General features: G+C 58.1%; 23 protein-coding genes and 1 other RNA gene. 14 read left to right on the top strand and 10 right to left on the bottom strand.

The window, feature by feature from the left end; all coding sequences use genetic code 11:
- Positions 1–24 precede the first annotated feature (24 nt).
- A complete protein-coding gene (locus LCM31_RS01965) occupies positions 25–1476 on the top strand; it encodes an efflux transporter outer membrane subunit (RefSeq protein WP_224867090.1) in 1452 nt (483 codons plus the stop codon).
- Between the two features lie 19 nt (positions 1477–1495).
- A complete protein-coding gene (locus LCM31_RS01960; protein WP_224867088.1) occupies positions 1496–1927 on the top strand; it encodes an ion channel in 432 nt (143 codons plus the stop codon).
- Between the two features lie 147 nt (positions 1928–2074).
- Here the strand turns inward: LCM31_RS01960 and ssrA are convergent.
- From ssrA to LCM31_RS01935, 5 genes are all read right to left on the bottom strand, one after another.
- Positions 2075–2464: a transfer-messenger RNA gene (ssrA, locus tag LCM31_RS01955) on the bottom strand.
- 143 nt (positions 2465–2607) lie between these two features.
- Positions 2608–4014 (bottom strand): 23S rRNA (uracil(1939)-C(5))-methyltransferase RlmD, encoded by a 1407-nt coding sequence (gene rlmD / locus LCM31_RS01950; RefSeq protein ID WP_224867086.1) that lies wholly within the window; start codon positions 4012–4014, stop codon positions 2608–2610.
- Between the two features lie 122 nt (positions 4015–4136).
- A complete protein-coding gene (locus tag LCM31_RS01945; RefSeq protein ID WP_224867084.1) occupies positions 4137–5483 on the bottom strand; it encodes a sodium-dependent transporter in 1347 nt (448 codons plus the stop codon).
- 45 nt (positions 5484–5528) lie between these two features.
- Positions 5529–6008 carry an SsrA-binding protein SmpB gene (gene smpB / locus LCM31_RS01940; RefSeq protein ID WP_077400871.1) on the bottom strand — a complete coding sequence of 160 codons (480 nt, stop codon included), beginning with the start codon at positions 6006–6008 and terminating at the stop codon, positions 5529–5531.
- A gap of 20 nt (positions 6009–6028) precedes the next feature.
- Positions 6029–7447, bottom strand: a complete 1419-nt coding sequence (locus LCM31_RS01935) for a sodium-dependent transporter (RefSeq protein ID WP_224867082.1) — start codon at positions 7445–7447, stop codon at positions 6029–6031.
- A gap of 268 nt (positions 7448–7715) precedes the next feature.
- Here LCM31_RS01935 and LCM31_RS01930 point away from each other — a divergent pair, with 268 nt between their 5' ends.
- A complete protein-coding gene (locus tag LCM31_RS01930; protein WP_224867080.1) occupies positions 7716–8156 on the top strand; it encodes a type II toxin-antitoxin system RatA family toxin in 441 nt (146 codons plus the stop codon).
- Entirely contained in the window at positions 8153–8482 is a 330-nt protein-coding gene (locus LCM31_RS01925; RefSeq protein ID WP_224867078.1) for an RnfH family protein, read from the top strand. The genes LCM31_RS01930 and LCM31_RS01925 overlap by 4 nt, the downstream gene beginning before the upstream one ends.
- A gap of 28 nt (positions 8483–8510) precedes the next feature.
- Here the strand turns inward: LCM31_RS01925 and LCM31_RS01920 are convergent, their stop codons facing one another.
- Entirely contained in the window at positions 8511–8855 is a 345-nt protein-coding gene (locus LCM31_RS01920) for an outer membrane protein assembly factor BamE (protein WP_224867076.1), read from the bottom strand.
- 302 nt (positions 8856–9157) lie between these two features.
- Here LCM31_RS01920 and fur point away from each other — a divergent pair, with 302 nt between their 5' ends.
- On the top strand, positions 9158–9568 hold the full coding sequence (gene fur, locus LCM31_RS01915; RefSeq protein WP_224867074.1) for a ferric iron uptake transcriptional regulator: 411 nt from the start codon (positions 9158–9160) through the stop codon (positions 9566–9568).
- A gap of 107 nt (positions 9569–9675) precedes the next feature.
- On the opposite strand, the gene LCM31_RS01910 is transcribed toward fur, so the two are convergent.
- Positions 9676–10269: a lysophospholipid acyltransferase family protein gene (locus tag LCM31_RS01910; protein WP_224867072.1), complete on the bottom strand. Its 594-nt coding sequence runs from the start codon at positions 10267–10269 to the stop codon at positions 9676–9678.
- Positions 10270–10426: 157 nt separating this feature from the next.
- Positions 10427–12079 (bottom strand): DNA repair protein RecN, encoded by a 1653-nt coding sequence (gene recN, locus LCM31_RS01905; RefSeq protein ID WP_224867070.1) that lies wholly within the window; start codon positions 12077–12079, stop codon positions 10427–10429.
- A 371-nt stretch (positions 12080–12450) separates the two neighbouring features.
- Here recN and grpE point away from each other — a divergent pair, with 371 nt between their 5' ends.
- From grpE to dnaJ, 3 genes are all read left to right on the top strand, one after another.
- Positions 12451–13044, top strand: a complete 594-nt coding sequence (gene grpE / locus LCM31_RS01900; RefSeq protein ID WP_224867068.1) for a nucleotide exchange factor GrpE — start codon at positions 12451–12453, stop codon at positions 13042–13044.
- Between the two features lie 125 nt (positions 13045–13169).
- Positions 13170–15113 (top strand): molecular chaperone DnaK, encoded by a 1944-nt coding sequence (dnaK, locus tag LCM31_RS01895; RefSeq protein ID WP_224867066.1) that lies wholly within the window; start codon positions 13170–13172, stop codon positions 15111–15113.
- A gap of 145 nt (positions 15114–15258) precedes the next feature.
- The gene (dnaJ, locus tag LCM31_RS01890) at positions 15259–16383 is read left to right on the top strand and encodes a molecular chaperone DnaJ (protein WP_224867064.1); all 1125 of its coding nucleotides are present in this window, start codon (positions 15259–15261) and stop codon (positions 16381–16383) included.
- A gap of 103 nt (positions 16384–16486) precedes the next feature.
- Here the strand turns inward: dnaJ and LCM31_RS01885 are convergent, their stop codons facing one another.
- Positions 16487–16939: a hypothetical protein gene (locus LCM31_RS01885; protein WP_224867062.1), complete on the bottom strand. Its 453-nt coding sequence runs from the start codon at positions 16937–16939 to the stop codon at positions 16487–16489.
- A 193-nt stretch (positions 16940–17132) separates the two neighbouring features.
- Between LCM31_RS01885 and dapB the strand changes: the two genes are divergently transcribed.
- The 6 genes from dapB to greA all read left to right on the top strand — a co-directional run bounded on the left by dapB (position 17133) and on the right by greA (position 25683).
- Positions 17133–17954, top strand: a complete 822-nt coding sequence (dapB, locus tag LCM31_RS01880) for a 4-hydroxy-tetrahydrodipicolinate reductase (protein WP_224867060.1) — start codon at positions 17133–17135, stop codon at positions 17952–17954.
- A 27-nt stretch (positions 17955–17981) separates the two neighbouring features.
- Positions 17982–19382, top strand: coding sequence for a 30S ribosomal protein S6--L-glutamate ligase (gene rimK / locus LCM31_RS01870; protein ID WP_455565244.1), 1401 nt, complete (start codon positions 17982–17984; stop codon positions 19380–19382).
- A 142-nt stretch (positions 19383–19524) separates the two neighbouring features.
- Positions 19525–20124: a YfiR family protein gene (locus LCM31_RS01865; protein ID WP_224867058.1), complete on the top strand. Its 600-nt coding sequence runs from the start codon at positions 19525–19527 to the stop codon at positions 20122–20124.
- A 473-nt stretch (positions 20125–20597) separates the two neighbouring features.
- Positions 20598–21734: a glutamine-hydrolyzing carbamoyl-phosphate synthase small subunit gene (carA, locus tag LCM31_RS01860; protein ID WP_224868637.1), complete on the top strand. Its 1137-nt coding sequence runs from the start codon at positions 20598–20600 to the stop codon at positions 21732–21734.
- A gap of 93 nt (positions 21735–21827) precedes the next feature.
- A complete protein-coding gene (carB, locus tag LCM31_RS01855; protein ID WP_224867056.1) occupies positions 21828–25058 on the top strand; it encodes a carbamoyl-phosphate synthase large subunit in 3231 nt (1076 codons plus the stop codon).
- Positions 25059–25206: 148 nt separating this feature from the next.
- The gene (gene greA, locus LCM31_RS01850) at positions 25207–25683 is read left to right on the top strand and encodes a transcription elongation factor GreA (protein ID WP_222230029.1); all 477 of its coding nucleotides are present in this window, start codon (positions 25207–25209) and stop codon (positions 25681–25683) included.
- 78 nt (positions 25684–25761) lie between these two features.
- Here the strand turns inward: greA and LCM31_RS01845 are convergent, their stop codons facing one another.
- The gene (locus LCM31_RS01845; RefSeq protein WP_224867054.1) at positions 25762–26640 is read right to left on the bottom strand and encodes a hypothetical protein; all 879 of its coding nucleotides are present in this window, start codon (positions 26638–26640) and stop codon (positions 25762–25764) included.
- Positions 26641–26708 lie beyond the last annotated feature (68 nt).

The following is a 26708-nucleotide window of genomic DNA, read 5'->3' as shown; positions in this document are numbered from 1 at the left end:
TTGTCGCCACTAGCGGCAACCGTTGTGACAATTAGTGTAGCGGTGGCCGGCTGCACATTGGGCCCGGACTATCTACCGCCCGCCGCCCCGGTGGCTGATAATTGGATTGAGCACGGTGCTGCAGAGGTCAGTAGCAACGCACCGATGATGCCGTTGTGGTGGGAACAGGCATTTTCCGACCCACTGCTGGATGAGCTGGTTGCGTTAGCGCTTGAACAAAACCTCAGCTTGCGCTCCGCGACATTACGCGTGATGCAATCACAGCAAGTGCTAGCCATTGCGGTAGGGAACCAATTCCCACAGCTGCAGCAACTCACCGGCTCTGCCGCCCGCTTTAAAGAAAGCAATATTATCCTGGAAGACTACGACGTGGGATTTAATGTTTCCTGGGAGCTCGACATGTGGGGGCGTTTCCGTGGCGAGGTGCGCACCGCTGCAGCATCTATGGAAGCGAGCGTGGCAGCATATGACGGCGTGCTGGTTTCACTAGTGGCACAGGTCGCACAGATTTATATACAGATCCGTACTACACAGAGTCGTCTGGAGGTGGCGCAACAAAACATCCAGCTGCAATCCCAGAGTTTTCATATCGCACGTGCGAAGGCAGACGCCGGAGAAGTGAGCGACCTCGACGCGGAGCAAGCCGAGTCGTTGCTGTACAACACCAAGGCGATTGTGCCAGGGCTCGAAAGCACGTTGCAGCAATTAAAGAACGCACTCAGTGTGCTACTCGGACGCCCGCCGGGTAGTCTGGGGGCGATGCTGGAAGTGGCCAAGGGAATTCCCTCCGCGCCTCCGCAAGTCGCCATTGGCATGCCTCAGGACTTACTGCGCCAGCGGCCCGATATTCGTGGGGCCGAGCGTTTGTTGGCAGCGCAGGGCGCACAGATTGGTGTGGCGCGCGCAGATCTGTACCCAGCGTTTTCGATTGCCGGTGCAATCGGCTCGCGGGCCACTGAAATCGGCCAGCTGTTTGAAGGTGAGACTGAAACCTGGAGCATTGCCGGCGGATTTGTCTGGAATCTGTTTAATTACGGGCGACTGCGCAGCAATGTACGCCTCCAGGACGCCCGGTTCCAGCAGCTGCTGGAAGATTATCGGCAAACAGTGCTGGACGCCCAGGTCGACGCCGAAAATGCGATTGTCGCGTACCTGAAATCACACCAGCAGCTGGTTATGATCGAGCGCGCTGCCTCTGCATCCCGACGCTCGGTGGAACTATCTACAGCGCAATACACAAATGGGCTGGTTGGTTTTAACACGGTGATCACAACACTCACCGCGGATGCGAACCAGCAAGATCAACTGGCGCAGTCACGCGGCGCGGTAGCGGCCAGCCTGGTGCAAGTTTATCGAGCGCTTGGTGGAGGTTGGGAAGTGCGAGAAAATCTTTCGCCACTGGAACTGGTACCACCGGAAACTCGTGAAGAGATGCTGCAACGCACAGGATATTGGCGCAAGGTATTTCAGGAGTGAGAGATGGCTGAGGCGAAAAATGCTGATTAAAACATTGTTAATCGCATCGGCATTGCTGGTGGTGAATACACTGATACATGCGGTAGCGATGACAATTGCAATTCGTTGGAGCCGTCATGTTGCCGGATTGCATTCTGCACATCCCTTGCTGCCTGTTGGAAGACCGATCGTGGTGTCCGCCGTGGTACTACTCATGTTTTTCGCTTCGGTGCTTGAAGTAATGACCTGGGCGCGGGTATATCGGTGGCTCGGAGCATTCAGCGAAGCGGAACCTGCGCTCTACTTTTCCATGGTGACTTACACCACCTTGGGCTTCGGCGATATCGTCTTGGAGAGCAGCCTGCGTCTATTGTCATCCTTCCAGGCTGCCATCGGTATCATCATGTTTGGATGGACAACCGCGGTGGTGTTGGCAGTGGTGCAGCGAGCTTACCAGACCCCTCGTAGTTGATTGTGCCCTTGGGGGCGAAAATGACCCTGGTACACTCGAGGAATTTAAGAGTAACAAGTGCAGCGACACGCCCTGGTTCCTCATAGACACAAAAAAGCCGCAGGCCCTTTCAGGCTGCGGCTTTTGAGGCCATCTAAGACCTTTGATTGGTGGAGATGGCGGGAGTCGAACCCGCGTCCGTCAGCACTCCGCCAGAGGCTCTACATGCTTAGTTCCGTCTATTGATTTAATCCACTACAGCCCAACGGGCAGGACGTAGCAGACGATTCTGAAAAAGTTTTAACCGATCTACCTCAGATAAGTGTCACGGCGATCCAGTTCTGTATAACAGCCAACAGCGCGGTACTGGAACCTTGCTGAGGGCCGCTAAGGGACGAACCCTTAGTTAGTGCTTCACAAGCTGCTTACGCAGCGAGTTGGGCACCGTAGTTGTCGTCGTTGGCAACTAATAAAATGCAGCTTTGGATTTACGTGATTCGCTACCCTCACGGCATGCACCCATGGTTTCGTCACCGGCGTCGAATCCAAGTCATCCCCGGAATCGGCGTCTACGAATCTCGTAGGCGTATTAGTAATTATACCGGAAGCAGGATTGTCACAATAGGTGTGTTTGCAAAAAGATTGACCGCCGGTTCTGTATTGTTCACGTGCTTATAGGTGAACTGGAGGGCCTGACTGGGTCAGGCCTTTTCGAACAGGGCGATGGATTCCACGTGGGTGGTGTGGGGGAACATGTCCATTACCCCGGCTTTACGCAGGACGTAGCCCTGTTGGATAAGTTCCGCGGTATCCCGCGCCAGGGTGGCGGGGTTGCAGGAAATGTACAGGATGGCCTTGGCGTTGAACTGGCCGATCTTGCGCACCACTTCCAGCGCGCCGTTGCGTGGCGGGTCCAGCAGGATGCGGTCGAAGCCGCCGCGCGCCCAGGGACTGCGGGAGAAGTCTTCGGTCAGGTCGGCGGCCTGGAAGCGGATATTGTCGATGCCGTTGGCAGACGCATTTTCTCGCGCGCGCTCGGTCAGTGAAAACAGCCCCTCCACGCCAACCACTTCGCGCGCGCGGGTGGCCAGTGGCAGGGTGAAGTTGCCGAGGCCACAGAACAGGTCCAGCACCCGGTCTTCCGCTTGTACATCCAGCAGTTCCAGCGCCAGGGAAACCATCTGTCGGTTGATTTCAAAATTCACCTGAATGAAATCCTGCGGATGAAAATTCAGGGTCAGGTCGAACGCGGGTAACGCATAGTTCAAACGCGCCGGGCCGGACTCGGGCCAGGCCTTGTGCGTGTTGGCATCGCCCTGTTCACCCTGCAGGTAAAGGTGCAGCTGATGTTGTTTGGCGAAGTCCAGCCAGCAATTGCGGTCGCCCTCAGACAGTGGCTGCAGGTGGCGGATGACCAGTGCGGTATGGTTCTCGCCAGCGGCAATTTCGATGTGCGAGATGTTGCGACGGCCCTCGCACTGCAGGATGGTCTCGCGCAACTGCGGAATCAGTGCAGAGGCTTCCGCGGGAAGTACCGGGCACTGCTCAACATCGGTGAGGTCGTTGGAGCCTTTCTCACGGAAGCCCAGCACCAGGCTCGCCTTGCCGCCGCTTTTCGATTTTACGAAACGCACGCCGAGGCGCGCCTTGCGGCGGTAACCGAGCGTGCTGCCGGTGAGTGGCGGTAACACCTGCTCGGGAGTGGCTTTGGCAAATCGGCTGAGCTGATCCAGCAGGATCTGTTGCTTGGCGTCGATCTGCGCTGCAGGTGTCATCTGTTGCAGCGCGCAGCCGCCGCAGGCTTCTGCGTGGGGGCAGGGCGGTGTCTGCCGGTCTGGGGAGGCTGTCAGTACCTCGGTGGCCACCGCTTCATCAAACTTGGCGCGGTTGGCGGTATAGCGGATACGCACCGTTTCACCCGGCAGGGCGTTATCCACAAATACGGTTTTGCCCTGGTGGCGAGCAATGCCGCGTACCTCGTGGCTAAACCGCTCAATCTCCACCTCGGGTGTCGCTTGCGATGGTTTCCTGGTGCCGCCTTGCGGTGATTTACCAGTATTGCGGCGAGTGGCGTTGCGGAAGATCGAAGGTGGTTTTCTGGATGGCATAAACGCAGCGTCGCTAGACGATCGGTTGGAACAGTTGCAGTGGGGGAGCGTTTGGGCTGCCGCGGCGGGCAGCCCAAGGGAATATCAGGAGTATTCTAGGTCAGATAATCCGGATCAGGCCGTTACAGCACAGTCTGCGCGAAGGCCGCGAGGATCAGCAGTGGGCACACGATGCGCACGTACCAGGGCCAAACTTTCCAGAACAGGGTGTTCTCGATGCCTTCGTGGCCTTCCTGCATCTCCATCAGTAACTGGTCGCGGCGCCAGATCCAGCCGGCAAAGATGCACAGTGCTACACCCAGCAGCGGCTGGCCGTATTCGGTGCTGATGGAAATCACCAAGCCGAACAGGCTGTCGAAATTAAGGATGATCACGGTGCTGATCAGGAAAATAATTGCGCCCATCAACAGGGTGGCGGGCTTGCGCTTCAGGCCCAGGCTTTCTATGGAGAAGGCTACCGGCACTTCCAACATCGAAATGGAGGAGGTGAGGGAAGCGATGCTCATCAGGGCGAAGAAGGCGATGGCGACAAACAGACCGGCGGTGCCCATGCTGTCGAACAGAGCCGGCAGTACCTGCAGGATCAGGCCCGGGCCGGCAATCAGGTCGCCCGCCTCGGAGAAGATCTGGGTGCCTGCGGCTTGGGCCACATACATGGCCGGCAGGATCAGCAGGCCGGCGGTGAACGCGATGCCAACGTCGATGAGGGTGACCAGAGCGCCGAGGCGCGGCAAACTTTCTTCCTTGCTCAGGTAGGAACCGTAAATCAGCATGGTGCCCACACCCAGCGACAGGGAGAAGAACGCCTGGCCCATGGCGGACAGCAGCAGCTCCGGCGAGAGTTTGCTGAAATCCGGGATCAGGTAGGCTTCGAGCCCCTGGAAGGCGCCGGGCTGCGCGAGTACGTACACGATCAACATCAGCAGCAACAGGATCAGCGACGGCATCAGCAGGGTGGACCAGCGCTCGATACCTTTCTCCACGCCGCTGGCAATAATCAGCATGGTGAAGCCGCTGAAGATGGCGGTAAAGGTGAAGTTGCGCGCGGTGCTGTCATCGGTCATCCAGGCGGCGACTTCCTTCGCGCCTACCAGTGAGGCAACCGGGTCTGCGAGATGGGCAACCATCCAGCCGGCGACGATGGCGTAGAAGCTCAGAATCAGGGAGGCGACGAGAATACCACCGAGACCGGTGAGGGTACCGGCGGCGCGGCTGACCGGGCCCGGGGAAATCTCCCGCAACGCTTTTACCATGTTGCTGCGTGCGTAGCGGCCGATGGCGAGTTCCGCCATCAGCACCGGGTAGGCGAGCAGGAAGGCAAGTACCAGGTAAATCACCACAAACGCGGCACCGCCATTGGCGGCGACGTTGGTGGGAAAGCCCCAGATATTGCCGAGGCCGACGGCAGAGCCGGCGGCGGCCATCAGGAAGCCGAAGTTAGAACTGAACTGTCCTCGCGGTGCGCTCATGGTAAATCTCGTCGTTATTGTTCTGTTGTTTTGGTGCGTTGCGGGTTAACGGTGGTCGCTGCGCATCAGGCGCTGTTTCTGGCGGTTCCAGTCCCGCTCTCTCTCAGTCTCCCGCTTGTCGTGCCCGGCTTTACCTTTGGCCAGCGCGATCTCACATTTGATCAAGTGCTGTTTCCAGTAGATCGCGGTACACACGCAGGCGTAACCTTTCTGGTTGACCGCGGCCACTAGCTTGGCGATCTCGCGCTTGTTCAGCAGTAGCCGGCGGGTGCGGTCCGGTTCGGTAACGAAGTGGGTCGAAGCGCTGGGGAGCGGTTGAATACGCGCACCCAGCAGCCACGCCTGGCCGTCTTTGAACAGCACGTAGCTATCGGTGAGCTGGGCCTTGCCCTCGCGGCAGGACTTTACTTCCCAGCCTTGCAACTCCATGCCCGCCTCAAACTTTTCCTCGATAAAGTAATCGTGTTTCGCCTTCTTGTTGAGGGCGATGGTGTTTGAGGACGGGGCCTTTTTCTTTTTGGCCATGAATACAACGTTGCCTGAGTTTAGAAGAAGCTATACCCGAAGTACTTCTCGGCCACCGTGTTGATGAATACCAGCAACAGGATCAGCGGGATAAAAGTACCGAGGGAAAAGTTCACATATTTCTGGGAGAGGGTACCGGCAAAGCCACTGTCACCCTCCTGGAGTTCGGCATCAAAGTTGGACTTCTTCCATTTGTAGATCACAAACAGGCAGACCAGCAGGCCGTTCAGCGGCAGGATTGTAGAGTAGAAGATCAGTTCTACAAGATCAAAGAATGACTTATTTTCACCGGCAATCGATACGAACTGGGTCAGCCAGCCGGCCATACCGAAAGACATGGCACAGGCGACGGCGAGTACCAGCTGTGCCGCAGCAACGGTGTAGATGGCTTTCTTACGCTCCATGCCTCTTTCGTCACACAGGGTAGCGACCGGCACTTCGATGATCGAAACCAGCGAGGTGATGGCGGCAACCAGTACCAGGAAGAAGAACACCGAGGCAAAGGCGCTTGCGCCGAAGTAGCCGATGTTTTCCTGCAGCGCGAAGAAGATCTTCGGTAGGAACAGGAAGATCATGCCCGCAGACGAGTCGCTCAGTTCAGTCGGGTCGATCTGCGGGTTGAAGTGGAAAATGGTCGGCAGGATCAGCAGGCCCGCGGTGAATGCCACCATGGTGTCGGTGAGCGCAACGGCCTTCGCAGAACCGGGAATCGCGTCCCGCTTCTTCATGTAGGAGCCGTAGGTAATCATGATGCCCATACCCAGCGACAGGGAGAAGAAGGCCTGCGCCATCGCGTTGTTCACGACTTCCGCATTTAGCTTGGAGAGATCTGGAGTCAGGTAGTACTTCACTCCCAGCATGGCATTCTCCTGGGAGAGAACGAAGACTACCAGGCCCACCAGCATCACAAACAGCATGGGCATCAGGGTCTTGGCTGCACGCTCAATGCCGTCCTTTACACCCATAGCCAGGATGCCGTTGATCACCAGCATCATCACGATCAGGTAAACGAACACGATCGGCGAGTTGATGAATTGGCCGAAGTACTCGCCGTTGGCCAGCTGATCCAGGTTGCCGGTCAGGGTGGCGAGTAGGTAGCCGAGAACCCACACGGTGACCACGATATAGAATACCGCGATCATGAACGGGGTGAGCAGGGCCAGCCAGCCCGGGATATGCCATAGTCGGGAGCCGCCGGAAAGCTGGCGGTATGCACCCACCGGATCTTTGTCGGATTTGCGGCCGAGCGCCAGCTCCGCCATCATCACCGGCAGGCAAATCAGGAAAACGAAAAACGCGTATACCAACAGAAAGGCACCACCGCCACTTTTGGTTGCGGCCACGGGGAAGGCCACCAGGTTGCCAATACCGACGGCGGAGCCGGCGGCGGCCAGAATAAAACCGATTCGGGAGCCAAAATGTTCTCTAGCTGCGGACATAGATTTCTCGCTTGCCTGTTATTCTTGTCATCTGAGTGATTGCCGTGGCCGCGCTGGGCGCCCCTGAGCCGTACATAAAAAGTACAGGTTCCGCAGGGGGATGGTCTGGGCAATAAACGGTCGAGTCTGCAGAGCAGATAAAGAACGAATTGTTGCAGGATTTATCCGCCTTGAGTAGCTTCGCGGGCGAAATTTGCCTCCTGTATCGCGAGATAGGTAAGAATCCGGTCTCTATGGCGCAAGCCGTGAGTGATGAAAAAGATACCCGATGACAAAAATTGAACGCAGTGCACTGGTTATGTTCAGTGCGGAACAGATGTTTGAGCTGGTGAATGACGTGGCGAGCTACCCGCAGTTTTTGCCGGGATGCCGCGGTGCGGAGGTGCTGCACCAGGATGAAGAAACCCTGGAGGCGCGGCTCGATCTGTCGCGCGCGGGGATCAGCCAGAGCTTTACCACCCGGAACGGTTTACAGCGCCCCACACAGATGACACTGGAGTTGGTGGACGGGCCGTTTAGCGCCTTCAACGGTTGCTGGACCTTTACCCCGCTCGGCGAAGATGCCTGCAAAGTGGCTTTTACCCTGTCGTTTGATGTAGAAAACCGGCTGTTGGGCGCCGCGGCGGGCAAACTGTTCGGCGGTATTGCCAATCAGATGGTGGATGCCATGTGTGAACGGGCCAAGAAGATTTATGGAGAAAATACATGAGTACCCAGAAAACGATCGCGGTGGAGGTGGTATATGCACTGCCTCACGAACAGCGTCTGATGAGCCTGTTGGTCGAGCCCGGCACCACTGCATTACAGGCGCTGGAGCAGTCCGGCATCCCCCGCGAGTACCCGGAAGTAGATCCGGTCACCGCAAAGCTGGGCATTTTTGGCCAGGCGCTGGGTACCAAGGGGCTGGCGGTAGCCGCGGAATACGTCTTACAGCCGGGAGATCGGGTGGAGGTTTACCGGCCGCTGATCGCGGACCCGAAAGAGGCGCGCAAGCAGCGGGCGGCAAAGGCGAAGCGTCAGGCCGAGGGCGGCTGACGTTGTCTGCGCGGGGGCTTGTGAGGGCTTAAGGCCAGCCGACCGGCTGCCAGTCGCCGCTGGTGGCAATCAACAGGTCGCCATTGAAGTAGACGGTAAAGCGCTGCTGGCTTTCTTCACCCTTGGGGCTGCGAATACGGTTGATGTAGTCCCAGCGGTTGGGATTGAAGGTGTCTTCAACCAGCGGGGTGCCCAGCACGAAGCGCACCTGACGGCGGGTCATGCCCGGCTGCAGCCTGTCGACCATTTCCTGGGTGATGATATTGCCCTGCTGAACCTGAATCCGGTGTACCCCGGGGAATTTGAACAGGCTACAACCGGTAACCAGGCTAACCAGCCCGGCGATCAGCAGAATGCGTACAACTGATGGCATTGAATGCTCCATCTGAATTTTTATGGTTCCGTAATGGGGCCCATTGCTAGGCCTCTGGTGGATTCAGCGCCCCGCGCTGCCGCCCGACGGTGTGATGCCGCCCTGACAGAGAATAGTCGCCTTTCCGGCGATTAAGTTCCCGGCCTGTCGGCCTAAACCGCATACTGGGTGCCAGTACCACGGATCACGAATCCGGGTATCGGGGTTTCGCTGTCCACCTTGGGCGTGGATAATACCCGAACTATTCGCCTGTCGACAGGCGGACGATCAATAGAGCATAAAGATCCGGAATTTGAATACCCATGTCTAACGAAAACCAGGAACTGCGCAAGGCTGGCCTCAAGGTCACACTGCCGCGTGTAAAAATTCTGCAGCTGCTTGAGAGCGCCAGCGAACAACATCTGAGCGCTGAAGATGTGTACAAAATGCTGCTGGAGGCCGGTGAGGATGTGGGCCTGGCTACTGTATATCGGGTATTGACCCAGTTTGAGAGTGCCGGACTGGTAATACGCCATAATTTTGACGGTGGCCACTCCGTATTCGAGCTGGATCGCGGCGACCATCACGATCATATGGTGTGTACCGATTCTGGCAAGGTAATCGAGTTCCACAATGAGCAGATCGAAGAGTTGCAGCACAAGATTGCTGCGGAACATGGCTACGAGCTGACTGGCCACAGCTTGGTGCTCTACGTAAAGAAGAAAGAGAGCTGATCGGCGAGTACTGATCATGCAGCCCAGGCCTCAGCGTTTAGGGCAATAAAAAAGGGAGCAGATGCTCCCTTTTTTATTGGGTGATTTTTCACCATTTGCGCTGTGGCTTAGATGGGCGGAGTGTAATCGTTGGGATACTTGCCTACCTTGGTCGCATAAAACGCCCCCAGTCGTTTCAAGTCTTCTTCCAAATTGCCACTCATCTCCATGACCGGACCGACTCCCGCTTCTTTGCTTTGGAAATCGATATAGCCACAGGCCACCGGAATCGCAGCGCCGCGGGCGATATGGTAGAAGCCCGTTTTCCAGCGCTCGGACTTGCCGCGGGTGCCTTCCGGCGGGATGCCGATAACCAGTTCTTCGTGGGCGTTGTACTGATTGATGGTGGCATCTACCAGATTGTTCGCCTTGCTGCGGTCAACGGGAATACCACCAAACCAGCGCACCACCCCACCTAGCGGGAAAGGGAACAGCTTGTCTTTGCCCATCCAGTGTGGGTTTATCCCCAGTTTCAGCGCCGCCAGAATAAAGATGTAGCCATCCCAGTTGGAGGTGTGGGGGGCGGCAATGAGGACATACTTTTTCAATTTCATCGCCTGCTCGTCGGCGACGATGTTCCAGCCGTGTAGCTTCAGTAGCAGCTTGGCTATCAAACGCAGGAATGGCGTGATAATGGGGGTGTTGAAAATCGTGGTTTGCATGGTGAGACCGAATTGATTCCCGTCAGTGTAGTCGTATCCGCCGTAGCGGGCGCGGGAGTATAAAGTGAATCTCCCGCCACTTTCGGTCAATTTCGGTCCCGAAGGCCGCTTAATTGTGACTGCTTAGCCGAGTTTTCCCTTGGTTGAGGGCGCTCAATCAGGCCCGGGCCAGCATCTCTTCCGCGTGCGCCAGCGACTGCGCGGTAGCCTCACCGCCGAGCATGCGTGCCACCTCGGCACTGCGCTCTGCATCCTTCAGTTCCCGCAGGGCCACGAATGCCGCTTCGCCATCGCTGTGCTTCTCCACCAGGTACTGGCGGTGCGCGCGCGCGGCGACCTGAGCAAGGTGGGTCACGCAGATAACCTGGCCGCGCTCGCCCAGCTGGCGCAGCAGTTTGCCCACTACATCGCCGGTAGCGCCGCCAATACCCACATCCACTTCATCGAACACCAGCGTGGGGGTGCGCGAGGTTTGCGCGGTGACGACCTGAATAGCCAGGCTCACTCGCGACAGTTCACCACCGGAGGCAATTTTGCCCAGTGCTCGTGCCGGCTGGCCGGGGTTGGTGGCAATCAGGATTTCCACTTCTTCGAGGCCAGTGGCAGTGGGCTTTTCCAGCGCAGTGAGCGCCAACTCGACACGGGCATGGGGCATGGCTAGATCGGCGAGCTGACTGTTTACTGCGCCCGCGAGCTTCTTCGCTGCGGCGATTCGGAGCTTGCTGAGCTTGCCGGCGGCGACACGGAAGGCCTGCTCCAGCTGCTCGCATTCGTCGGCCAGCTTGTCGAGGGCGTCGGGTGCGCCGATTTCTTCCAGTTCCTGCTGCCACTGTTGTTGCAGCTCGGCGAGCTGGGCTGGCTGAATGCGGTGCTTGCGGGCGATGGAGTAGATGGCCGACAGGCGCTCTTCTACTTCCGTCAGGCGCTCGGGGTTCATTTCAAAGCTGTCGATATGGCGCGACAGGGTGCTGCCCGCTTCATCGATCTGAATACGCGCGCTGTCGAGCATCTGTGCCACCTCGGCCAGCGCCGGACTCTGCTCGGGCATGGCGCTGACCAGCTGCAGGGCGCGGTGTAGCTGCTCGGCAATATCTCCTTCGCCGCCGTTCAGCATGGCGGCCAGCTGATAGCTGCCGTTCAGAATGTCACCGGCGTTGGCTAACTGGCGCTGCTCGCTCTCAAGCTCTTCCAGTTCGCCGGGTTTCAGGTCCAGTTGTGCCAGTTCTTCCAGCTGGTATTCCAGCAGATCGCGGCGCGCCTGGGTTTCCTCGGCGCTGTCTGCCAAGCGGCGGTAGCGGCGGTACTGGTCCTGCCAGGTCTTGTAGTGAATACGCACTTCGGCGCTGTGCCCTTCGGCGTGGGCGTATTCGTCCAGCAGGCGGCGGTGGGTGTCTTTCTTCAGCAGCGACTGGTGTTCGTGCTGGCTGTGGATATCAATGAGCTGCTCGCCCAGGGTGCGCAACTGCATCAGGGTGACTGGCTGACCATTAATATAGGCGCGGGAGCGGCCGTCGGCGCTAATGGTGCGGCGCAGAATCACTTCGCGCTCGGCGTCCATCTCCTGCTCTTCCAGCCAGGTGCGGGCTTCCTCGTGGTTGCTGATATCGAAGGTGGCGTGGATATCGGCGCGCTTGGCACCGGCGCGCACCAGCTCGCCATTGCCCCGGTCACCCAGCGCCAGACCGAGTGCATCCAGAGTAATGGATTTGCCCGCGCCGGTCTCGCCGGTGAGGGTGCTGGTGCCGTGACCGAACTCCAGCTCCAGCTGGTCGACCAGGGTGAACTGACTGATGGACAGGTGCAGCAACATGGGAATGCGTTCGTTGTTATTTCGATAGTGGTTGTTTATACAGTATTTGCACTAGGGGTTTCAATCTTCATGGGGCCTAATTGGGTGCTGATCGCACTCGTCGCAGGCCAATCGCCACATTACCCTGCTTTCCCAAGGGGCTCTTAACGGCCAGTTCGCTGCCTGCGCTTTTGTATCAGCCGGTACCGTGGGCGGTCGCTGCTGGTATCCATTAAGTGCGACTTGAAGTGTGCTTGGATGACCCCATATACCCTCCTCACCCGCGACGGACCGGTATTAAACGGCCCGGCACGACGGGTTCTTTCTTTTGAACACCCAACAGCGCCGTTGACGAACGGTCAGTTGAACGCAGGACACAGACGGAGAAAGCAGTGGCCAAAGAGCGCAGCGAAGAAGAGCAGATCGACACCGGCGATCAGACGGCGGAACACGCCGTCGAAGTAGAAAACCCGAGCGCAGCAGAGCAGCACGCCGCCGAAGAGGCACTGGCTGAAGAAAATGCGCACGACGAGGAGATCGCTTCCCTCCATCAGCAGCTGGCGGACCACAAAGACATGGTGCTGCGTGCTCAGGCCGAGGTGCAGAATGCCCGCCGTCGCGCCCAGCAGGATGTGGAAAAAGCCCACAAATTTGGCCAGGAAAAATTGCTGAAGGACCTGCTGCCGGTTGTGGACAACCTGGAGCGTGCCCTCACCACCATCGACAAGGATGACGAAGCGCAAAAGGCGGTACGCGAAGGTATCGAACTGACCCAGAAGTCTTTTATCGACACCCTGACCAAGTCCGGTGTGGAGTTAATCGACCCGGCCGGTGAGCCCTTCGACCCGGAACTGCACCAGGCCATGACCCAGATCCCGAATGGCGATGTGGAGCCAAATACGGTGCTGGACGTGTTCCAGAAAGGCTATCGCCTGAACGGTCGCCTGTTGCGCCCGGCAATGGTCGTCGTTTCAAAAGCACCTTGATTTAGCGGCCGCCCTTGAAATGTGAAAGGCGGCACCAATATAAGCAGCAACCGAATACAAACGTGCAGCGCCGGTGACTGAAAATCGCGTAAAACCGGCGTGCAGCAAAGTGAGGAATCAGATCCATGGGAAAAATTATCGGCATCGACCTGGGTACTACCAACAGCTGTGTGGCAGTCCTGGACGGCGACAAGGCCCGCGTTATTGAGAACGCCGAGGGCGATCGCACCACCCCTTCCATCGTTGCGTTCACCGACGACAACGAAGTACTGGTAGGCCAGTCTGCCAAGCGTCAGGCGGTAACCAACCCGACCAACACCCTGTTCGCGGTGAAGCGTCTGATCGGCCGTAAGTTCAAAGACGACGTTGTGCAGAAAGACATCAAAATGGTGCCTTACTCCATCGTTGAAGCCGAAAACGGCGACGCCTGGGTAGAAGCGAAGGGCGACAAGAAAGCGCCGCCGCAGATCTCTGCCGAAGTACTGAAAAAGATGAAGAAAACCGCCGAGGACTTCCTGGGCGAGACCGTCGATGCGGCAGTAATCACCGTGCCGGCGTACTTCAACGACTCCCAGCGCCAGGCGACCAAAGACGCCGGCCGCATCGCGGGACTGGACGTTAAGCGCATCATCAACGAGCCGACCGCAGCCGCACTGGCATACGGTATGGACAAAGCCGGTGGTGACCGCACCATCGCCGTATACGACCTGGGTGGCGGTACCTTCGATATCTCCATCATCGAAATCGCCGACGTCGACGGTGAAAAGCAGTTTGAAGTACTGTCCACCAACGGTGACACCTTCCTCGGTGGTGAAGACTTCGACCTGCGCCTGATTAACTACCTCGCGGAAGAGTTCAAGAAAGAGCAGGGCATCGACCTGAAAGGTGATCCCCTGGCCATGCAGCGTCTGAAAGAAGCTGCGGAAAAAGCCAAGATCGAGCTGTCCTCCAGCCAGCAGACCGAAGTGAACCTGCCGTACATCACTGCAGACGCCACCGGTCCTAAGCACCTGGTGGTAAAACTGACCCGCGCCAAGCTGGAAAGCCTGGTAGAAGACCTGGTTGCCCGCTCCCTGGAGCCGGTTAAGACCGCACTGGCCGACGCCGACATGTCCGCATCCGGTGTCGACGAAGTGATTCTGGTAGGTGGTCAGACCCGTATGCCGCTGGTTCAGTCCAAGGTAACCGAGTTCTTCGGCAAAGAGCCGCGCAAGGACGTAAACCCGGACGAAGCCGTTGCCGTTGGTGCAGCGATTCAGGGCGCGGTACTGGGCGGCGACGTGAAAGACGTACTGCTGCTGGACGTAACCCCGCTGACCCTGGGTATCGAAACCATGGGTGGCGTGGCGACGCCGCTGATCGAAAAGAACACCACTATCCCGACCAAGAAGTCCCAGGTGTTCTCCACCGCCGACGACAACCAGACTGCCGTGACCATTCACGTGGTTCAGGGTGAGCGTAAGCAGGCGGCACAGAACAAGTCCCTGGGCCGTTTCGACCTGGCTGACATCCCGCCGGCGCCGCGCGGCATGCCGCAGATCGAAGTAACCTTCGATATTGATGCCAACGGCATCCTGCACGTGCACGCCAAAGACAAGGCGACCGGCAAAGAGCAGTCCATCGTGATCAAGGCCTCCTCCGGTCTGTCCGATGACGAGATCGAAAAAATGGTTCAGGACGCCGAGGCCAATGCCGAAGCGGATAAGCAGTTCGAAGAGCTGGTCACCGCGCGCAACACCCTCGACGGTCTGATCTCTGCCACCAAGAAGACGCTGGAAGAGGCCGGTGACAAGGTGACTGCGGACGAGAAGACCGCCATCGAAGCCGCGCTGACCGAAGCCGAAGAAGCCGTGAAAGGCAACGACAAGGCGGCCATGGAAGCGGCGACCACCAAGCTGACTGAAGCGTCTGGCCCGGTTGCACAGAAGATGTACGCGGAGCAGGCGCAGGCACAGGCCGGCGAAGCGGGTGCCGAACAGCCGCAGGGCGAGCAGGCCCAGTCCGGTGGTGACGACGCAGTGGACGCAGAGTTCGAAGAAGTCAAAGACGACAAGAAAGAAGACAAGTAAGATACAGCCGCCGCTGGGGTTCCGGCGGCGTCCTGAAGCTTACGCCTTCAGAGGCGCGGACGTCCGGTCATCAGAATCGGGCTTCGCGCCTTGCGCCGTTTTAAGGCGTGCCTGAAAAAGCAGTTGAAACAGAACACACAGAGCTATGTCCAAACGCGATTACTACGAAGTCCTCGGCGTCAGCAAAGGCGCGGATGATAAGGAGCTGAAAAAGGCTTACCGCCGGGTGGCGATGAAATTTCACCCGGACCGCAACCCCGACGATAAAGAGGCGGAAAACAAGTTCAAGGAGGCCAATGAGGCCTACGAGATCCTGTCCGACCCTCAGAAGAAGGCGGCCTATGACCAGTTCGGTCACGCTGGCGTCGATGGTCAGGCGGGCGCCGGTGCCGGTGGCTTCGGCGGTTTCTCCGATATCTTCGGTGACGTGTTTGGCGATATCTTTGGTGGCGGCGCCGGTGGTGGCGGCCGTCGTGGTCCGGCGCGCGGTTCCGACCTGCGCTACGACCTGGATCTGGACCTGGAAGACGCGGTGCGCGGCACCACCGTCAAAATCAAAGTGCCGACCCTGGCCAACTGCGGCACCTGCCACGGTTCCGGTGCCAAGGCAGGCTCTCAGCCCCAGACCTGTGGCACCTGTGGTGGCGCCGGTCAGGTGCGCATGCAGCAGGGTTTTTTCTCTGTTCAGCAGACCTGCCCCAACTGTCGCGGTCGCGGTACGGTCATTACCGATCCCTGCACCGATTGTCACGGCCGCGGTCGTATCGAAGAAACCAAAACCCTGTCGGTCAAGGTGCCGCCGGGTGTGGATTCCGGTGATCGCATTCGCCTCGCGGGCGAGGGTGAAGCCGGGCCCGATGGCGGCCCCGCCGGTGACCTGTATGTTCAGGTGATGGTGCGCGAGCACGAGCTGTTCCAGCGCGATGGCAAAAACCTGTATTGCGAAGTACCCATCAGCTTCGCCACCGCCGCCCTCGGCGGTGAAATGGAAGTGCCGACCCTCGATGGCAAGGTCAAACTGAAGATCCCGGCAGAAAGCCAGACTGGCAAACTGTTCCGTCTGCGTGGCAAGGGTGTTACCCCGGTGCGCGGTGGTTCCCCGGGCGACCTGCTGTGCCGTGTGGTGGTGGAAACCCCGATTAACCTGTCCAGCAAGCAAAAAGAACTGTTGGAAGAGTTCGCCAGCACTTTGAGCGAGAAGAAAAACTCCCCGCGTCAGACCGGTTGGTTTGAAGGGGTGAAGAATTTCTTCGGTGATATGAAACTCTGATTTAACGTCGTCGTTTCTTGTTGCCGGAATGTATACGGCAAAGCAAAAGCCCGGGCAGAAATGTCCGGGCTTTTTCGTAGTTTAAATAGATGTCTTGCCGAAGCTACTCTTTCGTTTTCTTATCCAGCCGCTTGCGGAATTCCTGGTGGAATTCCAGTTGCATTTTCTTGAGCTCTTCGAGCTGCTCCTTGTTCAATACCTTAACCATTTCTACGCGAGTGGCTGCGCGGGTTGCGATGATTTTTGCATCAAGCTCCTCGCGCTGTTCACGGGTCAACTTAGGTAACTTGCCCTTACCAAACCCGTAGTCTTTTAGGATGGTCAGTTGTAGCTCAAAGTTGCGCTCTAAAATAGGCAATACCTTGTCTTCCTGTTCCGGGGTCAGGTTCAGGCGCAGGGTCGTCCAGTCGGCAATATCGTCATATTTCTCCCAGAAATCGGCGCCAAGACCGTCATCGTCTCCCGCCTTACCAGTGGATACAACGGTGAAAAGCAGCAAGGCCACCAGCGCGGCGCACAGTGACGACAGGAAGGGATGATGAGACTTACGAGGCATGAGTGACGCTCCAATCAACAGGTTATTAAAAGCCTAGTCGAGGAATGTTGTGCCGCAAGGAATACCCGGGAGTCAGTAGGCGAAAGTTGCTGAGGGTGTTGGCAACACAGATTATTCATTACTACCCGGAGCCCAAACCGGAGTAGAATTCGCGGTTTTCGCCCCACCGTATAACAGGAGAGTTACAGGGATCATGTCAGCAGGTACCACAGTAAATATTGCGATTACAGGGTTTGGCGGCCGCATGGGTCGGGTGCTGGCGGAGGCGGTGTCATTTGCTGAGCAGGAAGGCAAGGCCAAGCTGAGTGGCGCCATCGTGCGCCCCGGTTCCAGTCTGGTGGGCGTGGACGCGGGCGAGGTCGCAGGGCTCGGGCGCAATGGTCTGGCAATCGTGGATAGCCTGGAGAAAGCCGAGTTTGATGTGCTGATCGATTTCACCTCTCCGCAAGCGACGCTGGATAACGCTGCCTACTGTGCCCAACACGGTAAGGCCATCGTGATCGGTACCACCGGATTTACTGCGGATGAGCGCGCGCAGATGCTCAGTGCTGGGGACAAAACGCCACTGTGCTTCGCCACAAATTTCTCCACCGGTGTGAATCTGTGCTTTAACTTACTGGAAACCGCGGCGCGGGTACTGGGCGACGACGTGGATATCGAAATCGTCGAGGCGCATCACCGCCACAAGGTGGATGCCCCCTCGGGTACCGCACTTAGCATGGGTGAGGTGATTGCCGATACGCTGGGGCGCGATCTGTCCAAAGTGGCGGTGTACGGTCGTGAGGGCCAGACCGGCGCGCGCGAGCGCGAAACCATTGGCTTTGCCACGGTGCGCGGCGGTGATGTCGTGGGCGAGCATACCGTGTCTTTCCTCGCCGATGGTGAGCGTATTGAAATCACACACAAGGCGAGCAGTCGCCTGGCGTTTGCCCGCGGTGCCGTACGCGCAGCGACTTGGTTGATAGGGCGGGCTGCCGGCCAATACGATATGCGCGATGTGCTCGCGCTCAAATAATTTGTACGAATAGGAAGAGGCTTTTACTTGGATAAGAAAATCATTGTCGGCAGCGAAGAGTGGTGCGGTTTCCCGGGATTGGGTATTCCTGCTATCAAGGCTCGTGTTGATTCGGGCGCCAAGACTTCCTCTTTACACGCATACAACATCCAGCCCTTCAACCGCGGTGGTGAGCCGTGGGTGAGCTTTGAGGCACACCCCCTGCAGGGACTGCGACGCCCCAGCGTGCGTTGCGAGGCGCGGGTGCTGGATAAGCGCACCGTGCGGAGTTCTTCTGGTGACAGCGAAAAACGGTTGGTGATTAAGACGCCGATCAGTATCGGTGGCAGCACTTGGGATGTGGAACTCACACTGACCAATCGAGACTCCATGGGCTATCGCATGCTGCTCGGCCGCGAGGCGATGATGGGGCGTATGCTAGTGGATCCCGCGGCGAGCTTTTGTCTGGGGGAAATTCCCGGCAGTCAGCTGGAGGAGTACTACCACGACGAGCACCACATGGCGGGCACCGGCCTGCGTATAGGTGTGCTTGCATCCAATCCGGATCTCTACAGCAATCAGCGCATCATGGAAGCGGGCACCGAGCGCGGTCACCGCATGACGTTTTTGAATATCCGCCAGTGCTATATGAAGTTGGATGCGGCCGAGCCAGAAGTGCATTACCGCGACGGTCGCATCCTCAACAATCTGGATGCCATCATTCCGCGCATTCGCCCTAGCCAAACATTTTACGGTTGTGCGCTGACTCGCCACTTTGAAAGCATGGGGGTGTTTGCGCTGAATGGCTCACAGGCGATCAGCCAATCCAGAGACAAGCTTTACTCGCTGCAGTTATTGCAGGAGGGAGGGCTGAATATTCCGATTTCAGGGTTTGCCAATTCGCCGATCGACACCAACGAGCTGATTGAGATGGTGGGCGGTGCGCCGTTGATCGTGAAATTGCTGGAGGGCTCCCAGGGGCGCGGTGTGGTGCTGGCGGAGACGCGCAAGGCGGCGGAGTCGGTGATCAATGCATTCAAGTCACTGAAAGCAAACCTGCTGGTGCAGGAGTTTATCCGCGAGGCCGAGGGCAAGGACCTGCGCTTGTTTGTGGTCGACGGCAAGGTGATTGCGGCGATTCAGCGCGAGGCCGCTCCCGGGGAGTTTCGTGCCAATATCCACCAGGGTGGCACCGCGTCCGTGGTCAAGGTGCTGCCGGAGGAGCGCAGGCTGGCGATCAAAGCGGCCAAGGTGTTGGGCTTGAAGGTGGCCGGCGTGGATATCATCCGCTCCAAGAAGGGGCCGCTGCTGCTGGAAGTAAACTCTTCGCCGGGCCTTGAAGGCATTGAAAGTGCCACCCGCAAGGATGTCGCGGGGTCGATGATTCTGTCGATTGAAAAGGCGCTGAAATGGAAGCCGGCCATTGTCGGGGCGTCTGATAACGCCTGATCCGGTATTTATCGCTAAGTACTTTTGGCGCTCACCTCGCGCTGCGACGATGGTGAGCGCTGGCTGCGGATACTACCCTTTGGGTTAGCCCGCGTTGTACATCCACAGTGTGGGGAAATCTTTATTTTGGTGACCCCCAGCCATGTTGAAGTCAGCCTTCCATTACTCGCGCTCGTCCAAGTCTTTTGGCTGGTGGCGTGGTGTTGTGGGTTTGTTGCTGATTCTGGGGGTGAGTACGGCGACGCCCTCCGCCGCCGAGCAACTCTCCGACACCGATCTCGGGCGCAAGGTGATGGTCGACTATATCGTCCACTTCGCCCACCACTTCCAATGGCCTATCGAGGTCTTTAACGGCTCCAACGCGCCTTTCCGCATCTGTGTGATGGGCGATGAGGCGCTGGTACCTGCGCTGACTGCACGTTTTCATCGCCACCGTATCCAGGGGCGTATGGTTGCGCTGGAGACCGTTAACGACGGTGAGACCATGCGCGCACGGCGTTGCCAGATTATGGTGATGGGCAGTGAGCTGGGGCTGGAGCCGGTGGCCAAGGCTGTGGGGGCGCTGGAATTCTTCCCGGTGCTGACGGTGAGCGATGTCAGTCGCTTCAACCAGCTGGGGGGCATGGTGGAGTTTGCCGGCAGTGGCGCCAACATGTCGCTGCAGTTGAATAAGACGCGCCTCGACCGCGCCGAACTGAAGATGGGTAACAGCCTGTTTCGCCTGACCCGAGAGGTCAACTAATCTGCTTTGGGCTCCCGATTGGCCGTGAGTGCACAGTCCCGTGCGGTTTTTCATATCTGGCGTAAAATTGTACTAGCCGGCTAGGGCATTTTCCCGTAGAATCTGCGCCCGGCTTGGAGAGGCCCCACAGTAGTTGCTCGCGCCATAATGGCCGCAGAGCCCGTGGCTTTCCTGCCAAAAATTGCGCCGGTGTTGGCGGTTATTTCCCGCCCACCAAACCACCGAACTGGTTGCCGGCCAAACCGTGAGAGCCAAGGTGAAAGCCTCAGTGAGCGCCCGAAAAGAACTCTATAAATAAGCGAGATGAAGCAGAAGTTTCATCTCGCTTTTTTATAAAGGGCACAGGGTAATAAGTTGCAGCTGAAACTTCGCCTGTTGTGGCACGTAAATGTGCGCCCTCTCACCCCGCCCGCAAGCTGTTCTGACGACTGGAGATTGAATTGAACAACGCTGTTCCCACGCCGGAATCCTTGATGCCCAGCACCACCCCGGCACTGCTGGTGCTCGCCGATGGCAGTGTCTTCCGCGGTCGCGCTATTGGCGCGGAAGGCTCAACTGTTGGTGAGGTAGTCTTCAATACCTCCATGACCGGTTATCAGGAAATCCTGACCGATCCATCCTACGCCCGCCAGATCGTTACCCTGACTTATCCTCACATCGGCAATACCGGTACCAACTCTGAAGACGAAGAGTGTGCCGAGATCTGGTCTGCCGGTCTGGTAATCCGCGATCTGCCGCTGCTGGCTTCTAGCTTCCGTAACGAACAGTCTCTGGAAGATTACCTGAAGACGCGCAATATCGTCGGCATCGCCGATATCGATACCCGTCGCCTGACCCGTATCCTGCGCGACAAAGGTGCGCAGAGCGGCTGCATTATTGCCGGCGAGGGCATTGATGAGGCGGAAGCCCTGAAGAAGGCCCAGGAGTTTGCCGGCCTGAAAGGCATGGATCTGGCCAAGGTGGTTTCCACCAAAGAGCAGTACGACTTCAACGAAGGTACCTGGGAACTGGGCCAGGGCCACAAGCCGGCACCGGCGGCGCAACCGTATAAGGTTGTGGCGTACGACTTCGGCGTGAAGCGCAACATCCTGCGCATGCTGGTGGATCGCGGCTGCAGCATCACCGTGGTACCGGCAGAAACTCCTGCCTCCGACGTGCTGGCGATGAATCCGGACGGTGTCTTCCTGTCCAACGGCCCCGGCGACCCCGAGCCGTGTGATTACGCGATCAAGGCGATCCAGGAAATCCTCGACACCAGCCTGCCGACTTACGGCATCTGCCTGGGTCACCAGCTGCTGGGCCTGGCGGTTGGCGCCAAAACCGCAAAAATGAAATTCGGCCACCACGGTGGTAACCACCCGGTGCAGGACCTGAACTCCACCAAGGTGATGATCACCGCGCAGAACCACGGTTTTGCGGTGGACATGGACTCTCTGCCGGACAACGTGGAAATCACCCACAAGTCCCTGTTCGACGGCACCCTGCAGGGTATTCGCCTGACCGACAAGCCGGCGTTCAGCTTCCAGGGCCACCCGGAAGCGAGCCCAGGCCCACACGATGTGGCGCCGCTGTTCGACCAGTTTATCGAGATGATGGAAGCGCGCCGCTAAGCGCCGCTCTCACGGCAGGGGCTTTAACGGGCTCCTGCGATGCAAGACCAGAATTTTATCCACCGGCTGCGGCCGGCTAGATTCGGAAGAAAGATGCCAAAACGCACAGACATTAAAAGCATTCTGATCATCGGCGCGGGCCCGATTGTTATCGGTCAGGCCTGTGAATTTGACTACTCCGGCGCCCAGGCCTGTAAGGCCCTGCGCGAAGAGGGTTACCGGGTGATCCTGGTGAACTCCAACCCGGCCACCATCATGACCGACCCGGCCATGGCGGATGCGACCTACATCGAGCCGGTCGAGTGGAAGACCGTTGCCAAGATCATTGAAAAAGAGCGCCCGGACGCGATCCTGCCCACCATGGGCGGCCAGACCGCGCTGAACTGTGCGCTGGCGCTGGACGAGAACGGCGTGCTGAAAGAGTTCGGCTGTGAGCTGATCGGCGCCGATAAAAATGCCATCGAAAAAGCGGAAGACCGCAACCTGTTCGACAAGGCGATGAAGGCCATCGGTCTGGAAACCCCGCGCGCCAAGATCGTTCACAGCATGGACGAGGCCAAGAAGGTACCGGAAGAATTTGGTTTCCCGGTGATCATTCGCCCGTCTTTCACCATGGGTGGTTCCGGCGGTGGTGTGGCTTACAACTGGCCGGAGTTCGAAGAGATCTGTAAGCGTGGTCTCGACCTGTCTCCGACCAACGAGCTGCTGATCGACGAATCCCTGCTCGGCTGGAAAGAGTACGAGATGGAAGTTGTGCGTGACAAAAACGACAACTGCATCATCGTGTGTGCCATCGAAAACTTTGACCCGATGGGTGTACATACCGGTGACTCCATCACCGTAGCCCCGGCGCAAACCCTCACCGACAAGGAATACCAGCTGATGCGTAACGCATCCATCGCGGTATTGCGTGAGATCGGCGTGGAAACCGGTGGCTCCAACGTACAGTTCGGTATGGACCCGAAAACCGGCCGTATGGTTGTGATCGAGATGAACCCGCGGGTATCTCGTTCCTCTGCACTGGCTTCCAAGGCCACCGGCTTCCCGATCGCCAAGGTCGCGGCCAAGCTGGCAGTGGGTTACACCCTCGACGAGCTGCAAAACGACATTACCGGTGGTGCTACTCCGGCGTCTTTCGAGCCGTCCATCGACTACGTTGTGACCAAGATTCCGCGCTTCACCTTCGAGAAATTCGGTGAAGCAGATGCGCGCCTGACCACCCAGATGAAATCTGTGGGTGAAGTGATGGCCATCGGCCGTAACTTCCAAGAGTCCATGCAGAAAGCCCTGCGCGGCCTGGAAGTGGGTTCCTTCGGTTTTGAGCCGAAGATCGACCCGGCAGAAGTGGGCTCCATGGAGCGCCTGCGCCGCGAACTGTCCGTACCGGGCGCCGAGCGCATCTGGTATGTGGGCGATGCCTTCCGTGTGGGCATGACCATCGAGGAAGTCTACGAACTCTCCGGCATTGACCCCTGGTTCCTGGTGCAGATCAAGGAACTGATGGATATCGAAGAGCCGCTGAAGTCCATGCCGACTTCCGCGCTCACCGCGGAAAGCATGCGCTTCCTGAAGCGCAAAGGCTTCTCCGACCGTCGTCTGGCAGACCTGCTGGGTGTGAGCCAGAAGACCGTGCGCGAGTTCCGCCACAAGATGGGCGTGTTCCCCGCGTACAAGCGTGTGGATACCTGTGCGGCGGAATTCGCCACCAGCACCGCGTACATGTACTCCACCTACGACGAAGAGTGTGAAGCGGCACCTTCCGACAAGAAAAAAATCATGGTGCTCGGCGGCGGCCCAAACCGTATCGGCCAGGGCATCGAGTTCGACTACTGCTGTGTACACGCAGCGCTGGCGATGCGCGAAGACGGTTACGAGACCATCATGGTCAACTGTAACCCGGAGACCGTATCTACCGACTACGACACTTCCGACCGTCTGTACTTCGAGCCGGTAACCCTGGAAGACGTGCTGGAAATCGTGCGCAAAGAAAAGCCGGTGGGCGTGATCGTACAGTTTGGCGGCCAGACCCCGCTGAACCTGGCGCGCTACCTGGCTGCCGAAGGTGTGCCGATTATCGGTACCACCCCGGAGCAGATCGACCGTGCGGAAGACCGCGAGCGCTTCCAGCAGATGATCATGCGCCTGGGTCTCAAGCAGCCGCAGAACGCCATCGTGCGCTCCGAGTACGAAGCCATCCAGAAGGCTAAAGAAGTGGGCTACCCGCTGGTGGTACGTCCTTCCTACGTACTGGGCGGCCGTGCGATGGAGATCGTCTACAAGGAAGACGAACTCAAGACCTACATGAAAGAAGCGGTAGAAGTATCCGACGATGCGCCGGTACTGCTGGACCACTTCCTGCACTCCGCCATTGAGGTGGACATTGATGCGGTTTCCGACGGCCAGGACGTGGTCATCGGCGCGATCATGCAGCACATCGAGCAGTGTGGCGTGCACTCCGGTGACTCCGCTTGCTCCCTGCCGCCATACAGCCTGCCGGCCGACGTACAGGACAAAATGCGCGAGCAGGTGAAAGCCATGGCCCGCGAACTGGGCGTGGTTGGCCTGATGAACACCCAGCTGGCCTACCAGGACGGCGAGATCTACGTGATCGAGGTGAACCCGCGCGCCTCCCGTACCGTGCCATTTGTCTCCAAGTGCATCGGTACCTCGCTGGCCAAGATCGCCGCACGCTGTCAGGCGGGTATCAGCCTGGCGGACCAGGGCTTCACCCAGGAAATCGTACCGGACTACTACTCCGTGAAAGAGTCCGTATTCCCGTTCAACAAGTTCCCGAAAGTGGACCCGATCCTCGGCCCGGAAATGAAATCCACCGGTGAGGTGATGGGTGTGGGCGAGAGCTTTGCCGAAGCCTTCGACAAGGGCCTTATTGGCGCCGGCGACGCACTGCCGGAATCCGGCAAGGTCTTCATCTCCGTGCGTGATGTGGATAAGCAGGGTGTTGTCGAGGTGGCGCGCGAGCTGGCCAGCCTCAGCTTCGAACTGGTTGCCACTCGCGGTACCGCGAAGGTCTTGCAAGACGCGGATATTCCCGTTAAAACTGTGAACAAGATGAGCGAAGGACGCCCGCATATCGTCGATATGATCAAAAACGACGAGATTGCGCTGGTGGTGAATACGACCGAAGGTCGTCAGGCCATCCGGGACTCCGCCGACATCCGTCGCAGTGCGGAAAACCACCAGGTTTGTTACACCACGACCTTGGCTGCGGCACGCGCCATGGCCATGGCTCTGCAGATTGCCGAACCACACAAGGTACGCAGCTTGCAGGAGCTGCACCAGCGTGTAGTGCGCCTGCAGGGCTGATCGACGAGCCAATAGCGCCGCTTTAGCTAGTGGCGCAAGTAAAAAGCTCTGCCATTTGGCGGAGCTTTTTCGTTCAAGTAATACCGTATAAAAACCATCGCGGTTGCTCCCTGGGCGCCGTGAAATATTGAGATTCTGGAGGTTCCCCATGAACCGCGTACCTATGACCGTTGAAGGCGCCGAAGCACTGCGCATCGAACTGGAAGACCTGAAGAAGGTGCAGCGCCCCGCCGTTGTACAGGCGATCGCCGAAGCCCGCGAGCACGGCGACCTGAAAGAAAACGCCGAGTACCACGCTGCCCGTGAGAAGCAGGGTTTCATCGAAGGTCGCATTCAGGAAATTGAAGCCAAGTTGTCCCTGGCACAGGTTATCGATGTCAAAGCCATCGAGCCCTCCGGTAAAGTGATCTTTGGCACCACCGTGACCATCATCCATATGGAAGATGACAGCGAAGTAACCTACAAAATCGTCGGTGACGATGAGGCGGATGTGAAGCAGAAGAAAATTTCTGTGAACTCACCGATTGCGCGCGCCTTGATTGGTAAGGAAGAGGGGGATATCGCTGTGGTGAACACCCCGTCCGGCGCGGTGGAGTACGAGATCGACTCCGTCGAACACATCTGATTTTTTCTGTTGTGGATAAAACAAGGCGGCCATTGGCCGCCTTGTTTGTTTTTGCTCTGCAGAAAGCGCTAGCGAGAACTACTGCAAAATCACCGCCTGATTGCCTACGCCAACCTGGGTGACAATGGCAGTCTCGGACAGCCCGCTCTGGATCACCATGGCGTTGTTCAGGCTACCGCTCTGGCTAATCATCGCGTTGTGCCCACCGAGCCCCTGCTGCAGGATACTGGCGTGGTTCAGGGCGCCATCCTGGGTGATGGATGCGCTGCTATACAGGCCAAACTGGGTAATGTAGGCATCATTTCCAAAGCCGTTCTGGGTCACTACGGCATGGTTGTAGAAACCTACCTGGGTAATGGTTGCATTGTTGGCTGCACCAGCCTGGTTGACCATTGCCGTGTGGCCAATGCCGCCCTGGAGAATTGCGGCATCGTTCCCGGTACCCTCCTGATATACATAGGCCGTGGAGTCGGCACTAAAGAACTGACCGATGTACGCATTGTGTACCAGACCATTCTGCTGGATGATCGCGGTGTTATCCGTACCGGCCGCCTGATCAATACGCGCGTTATTACCGGTGCCCTGCTGCGAGATCACGGCGCTACTGTTGAACGATCCCACTTGCAGGGTGTTTGCCGTGTTGGCAAAGCCCTGCTGCTGAATATCGCTAAAGTTGTTTGCGCCATATGACTGCAGCGAGTAAGCATCATTCAGTGACCCTTCTTGGGTCTGATAAATGACGCTGCCGGTTTCACCAACCTGCATCGCATGTGCCTGATTGAAAAAGCCGGTTTGTGTCTGGTGAATGGTATTGCCCATCGCGGCCGCATCGGTCTGATCCACGCTTGCGGTATTGCCGACACCTGTCTGAGTCAGCCATGCTGTATTGGAATCGGCCATCGCCGCGCTGCTTACTGCGAGCATCGCGGCGGTGCTGATATGCGCTAGATGCTTCATTTGAACTCCCTCACTTCCCACATCGAAAGGAATTTTTTGAAATAGCGTGGGTGGTTTCCTGTGTCGTT

Source organism: Microbulbifer agarilyticus (assembly GCF_020171345.1).
Classification (GTDB): Bacteria; Pseudomonadota; Gammaproteobacteria; order Pseudomonadales; family Cellvibrionaceae; genus Microbulbifer; species Microbulbifer agarilyticus_D.
Note: the sequence above shows the minus strand (reverse complement) of the source record. Positions and strands in the feature narration are given on the sequence as shown.

Bases quoted from the DNA above. Each gene is read 5' to 3' on its own strand.
- LCM31_RS01960 (WP_224867088.1), top strand. From the start codon at position 1,496: ATGCTGATTAAAACATTGTTAATCGCATCGGCATTGCTGGTGGTGAAT.
- rlmD (WP_224867086.1), bottom strand. From the start codon at position 4,014: ATGCCATCCAGAAAACCACCTTCGATCTTCCGCAACGCCACTCGCCGC.
- LCM31_RS01945 (WP_224867084.1), bottom strand. From the start codon at position 5,483: ATGAGCGCACCGCGAGGACAGTTCAGTTCTAACTTCGGCTTCCTGATG.
- smpB (WP_077400871.1), bottom strand. From the start codon at position 6,008: ATGGCCAAAAAGAAAAAGGCCCCGTCCTCAAACACCATCGCCCTCAAC.
- LCM31_RS01935 (WP_224867082.1), bottom strand. From the start codon at position 7,447: ATGTCCGCAGCTAGAGAACATTTTGGCTCCCGAATCGGTTTTATTCTG.
- LCM31_RS01930 (WP_224867080.1), top strand. From the start codon at position 7,716: ATGACAAAAATTGAACGCAGTGCACTGGTTATGTTCAGTGCGGAACAG.
- LCM31_RS01925 (WP_224867078.1), top strand. From the start codon at position 8,153: ATGAGTACCCAGAAAACGATCGCGGTGGAGGTGGTATATGCACTGCCT.
- LCM31_RS01920 (WP_224867076.1), bottom strand. From the start codon at position 8,855: ATGCCATCAGTTGTACGCATTCTGCTGATCGCCGGGCTGGTTAGCCTG.
- fur (WP_224867074.1), top strand. From the start codon at position 9,158: ATGTCTAACGAAAACCAGGAACTGCGCAAGGCTGGCCTCAAGGTCACA.
- LCM31_RS01910 (WP_224867072.1), bottom strand. From the start codon at position 10,269: ATGCAAACCACGATTTTCAACACCCCCATTATCACGCCATTCCTGCGT.
- recN (WP_224867070.1), bottom strand. From the start codon at position 12,079: ATGTTGCTGCACCTGTCCATCAGTCAGTTCACCCTGGTCGACCAGCTG.
- dnaK (WP_224867066.1), top strand. From the start codon at position 13,170: ATGGGAAAAATTATCGGCATCGACCTGGGTACTACCAACAGCTGTGTG.
- dnaJ (WP_224867064.1), top strand. From the start codon at position 15,259: ATGTCCAAACGCGATTACTACGAAGTCCTCGGCGTCAGCAAAGGCGCG.
- LCM31_RS01885 (WP_224867062.1), bottom strand. From the start codon at position 16,939: ATGCCTCGTAAGTCTCATCATCCCTTCCTGTCGTCACTGTGCGCCGCG.
- dapB (WP_224867060.1), top strand. From the start codon at position 17,133: ATGTCAGCAGGTACCACAGTAAATATTGCGATTACAGGGTTTGGCGGC.
- LCM31_RS01865 (WP_224867058.1), top strand. From the start codon at position 19,525: ATGTTGAAGTCAGCCTTCCATTACTCGCGCTCGTCCAAGTCTTTTGGC.
- carA (WP_224868637.1), top strand. From the start codon at position 20,598: ATGCCCAGCACCACCCCGGCACTGCTGGTGCTCGCCGATGGCAGTGTC.
- carB (WP_224867056.1), top strand. From the start codon at position 21,828: ATGCCAAAACGCACAGACATTAAAAGCATTCTGATCATCGGCGCGGGC.
- greA (WP_222230029.1), top strand. From the start codon at position 25,207: ATGAACCGCGTACCTATGACCGTTGAAGGCGCCGAAGCACTGCGCATC.
- LCM31_RS01845 (WP_224867054.1), bottom strand. From the start codon at position 26,640: ATGAAGCATCTAGCGCATATCAGCACCGCCGCGATGCTCGCAGTAAGC.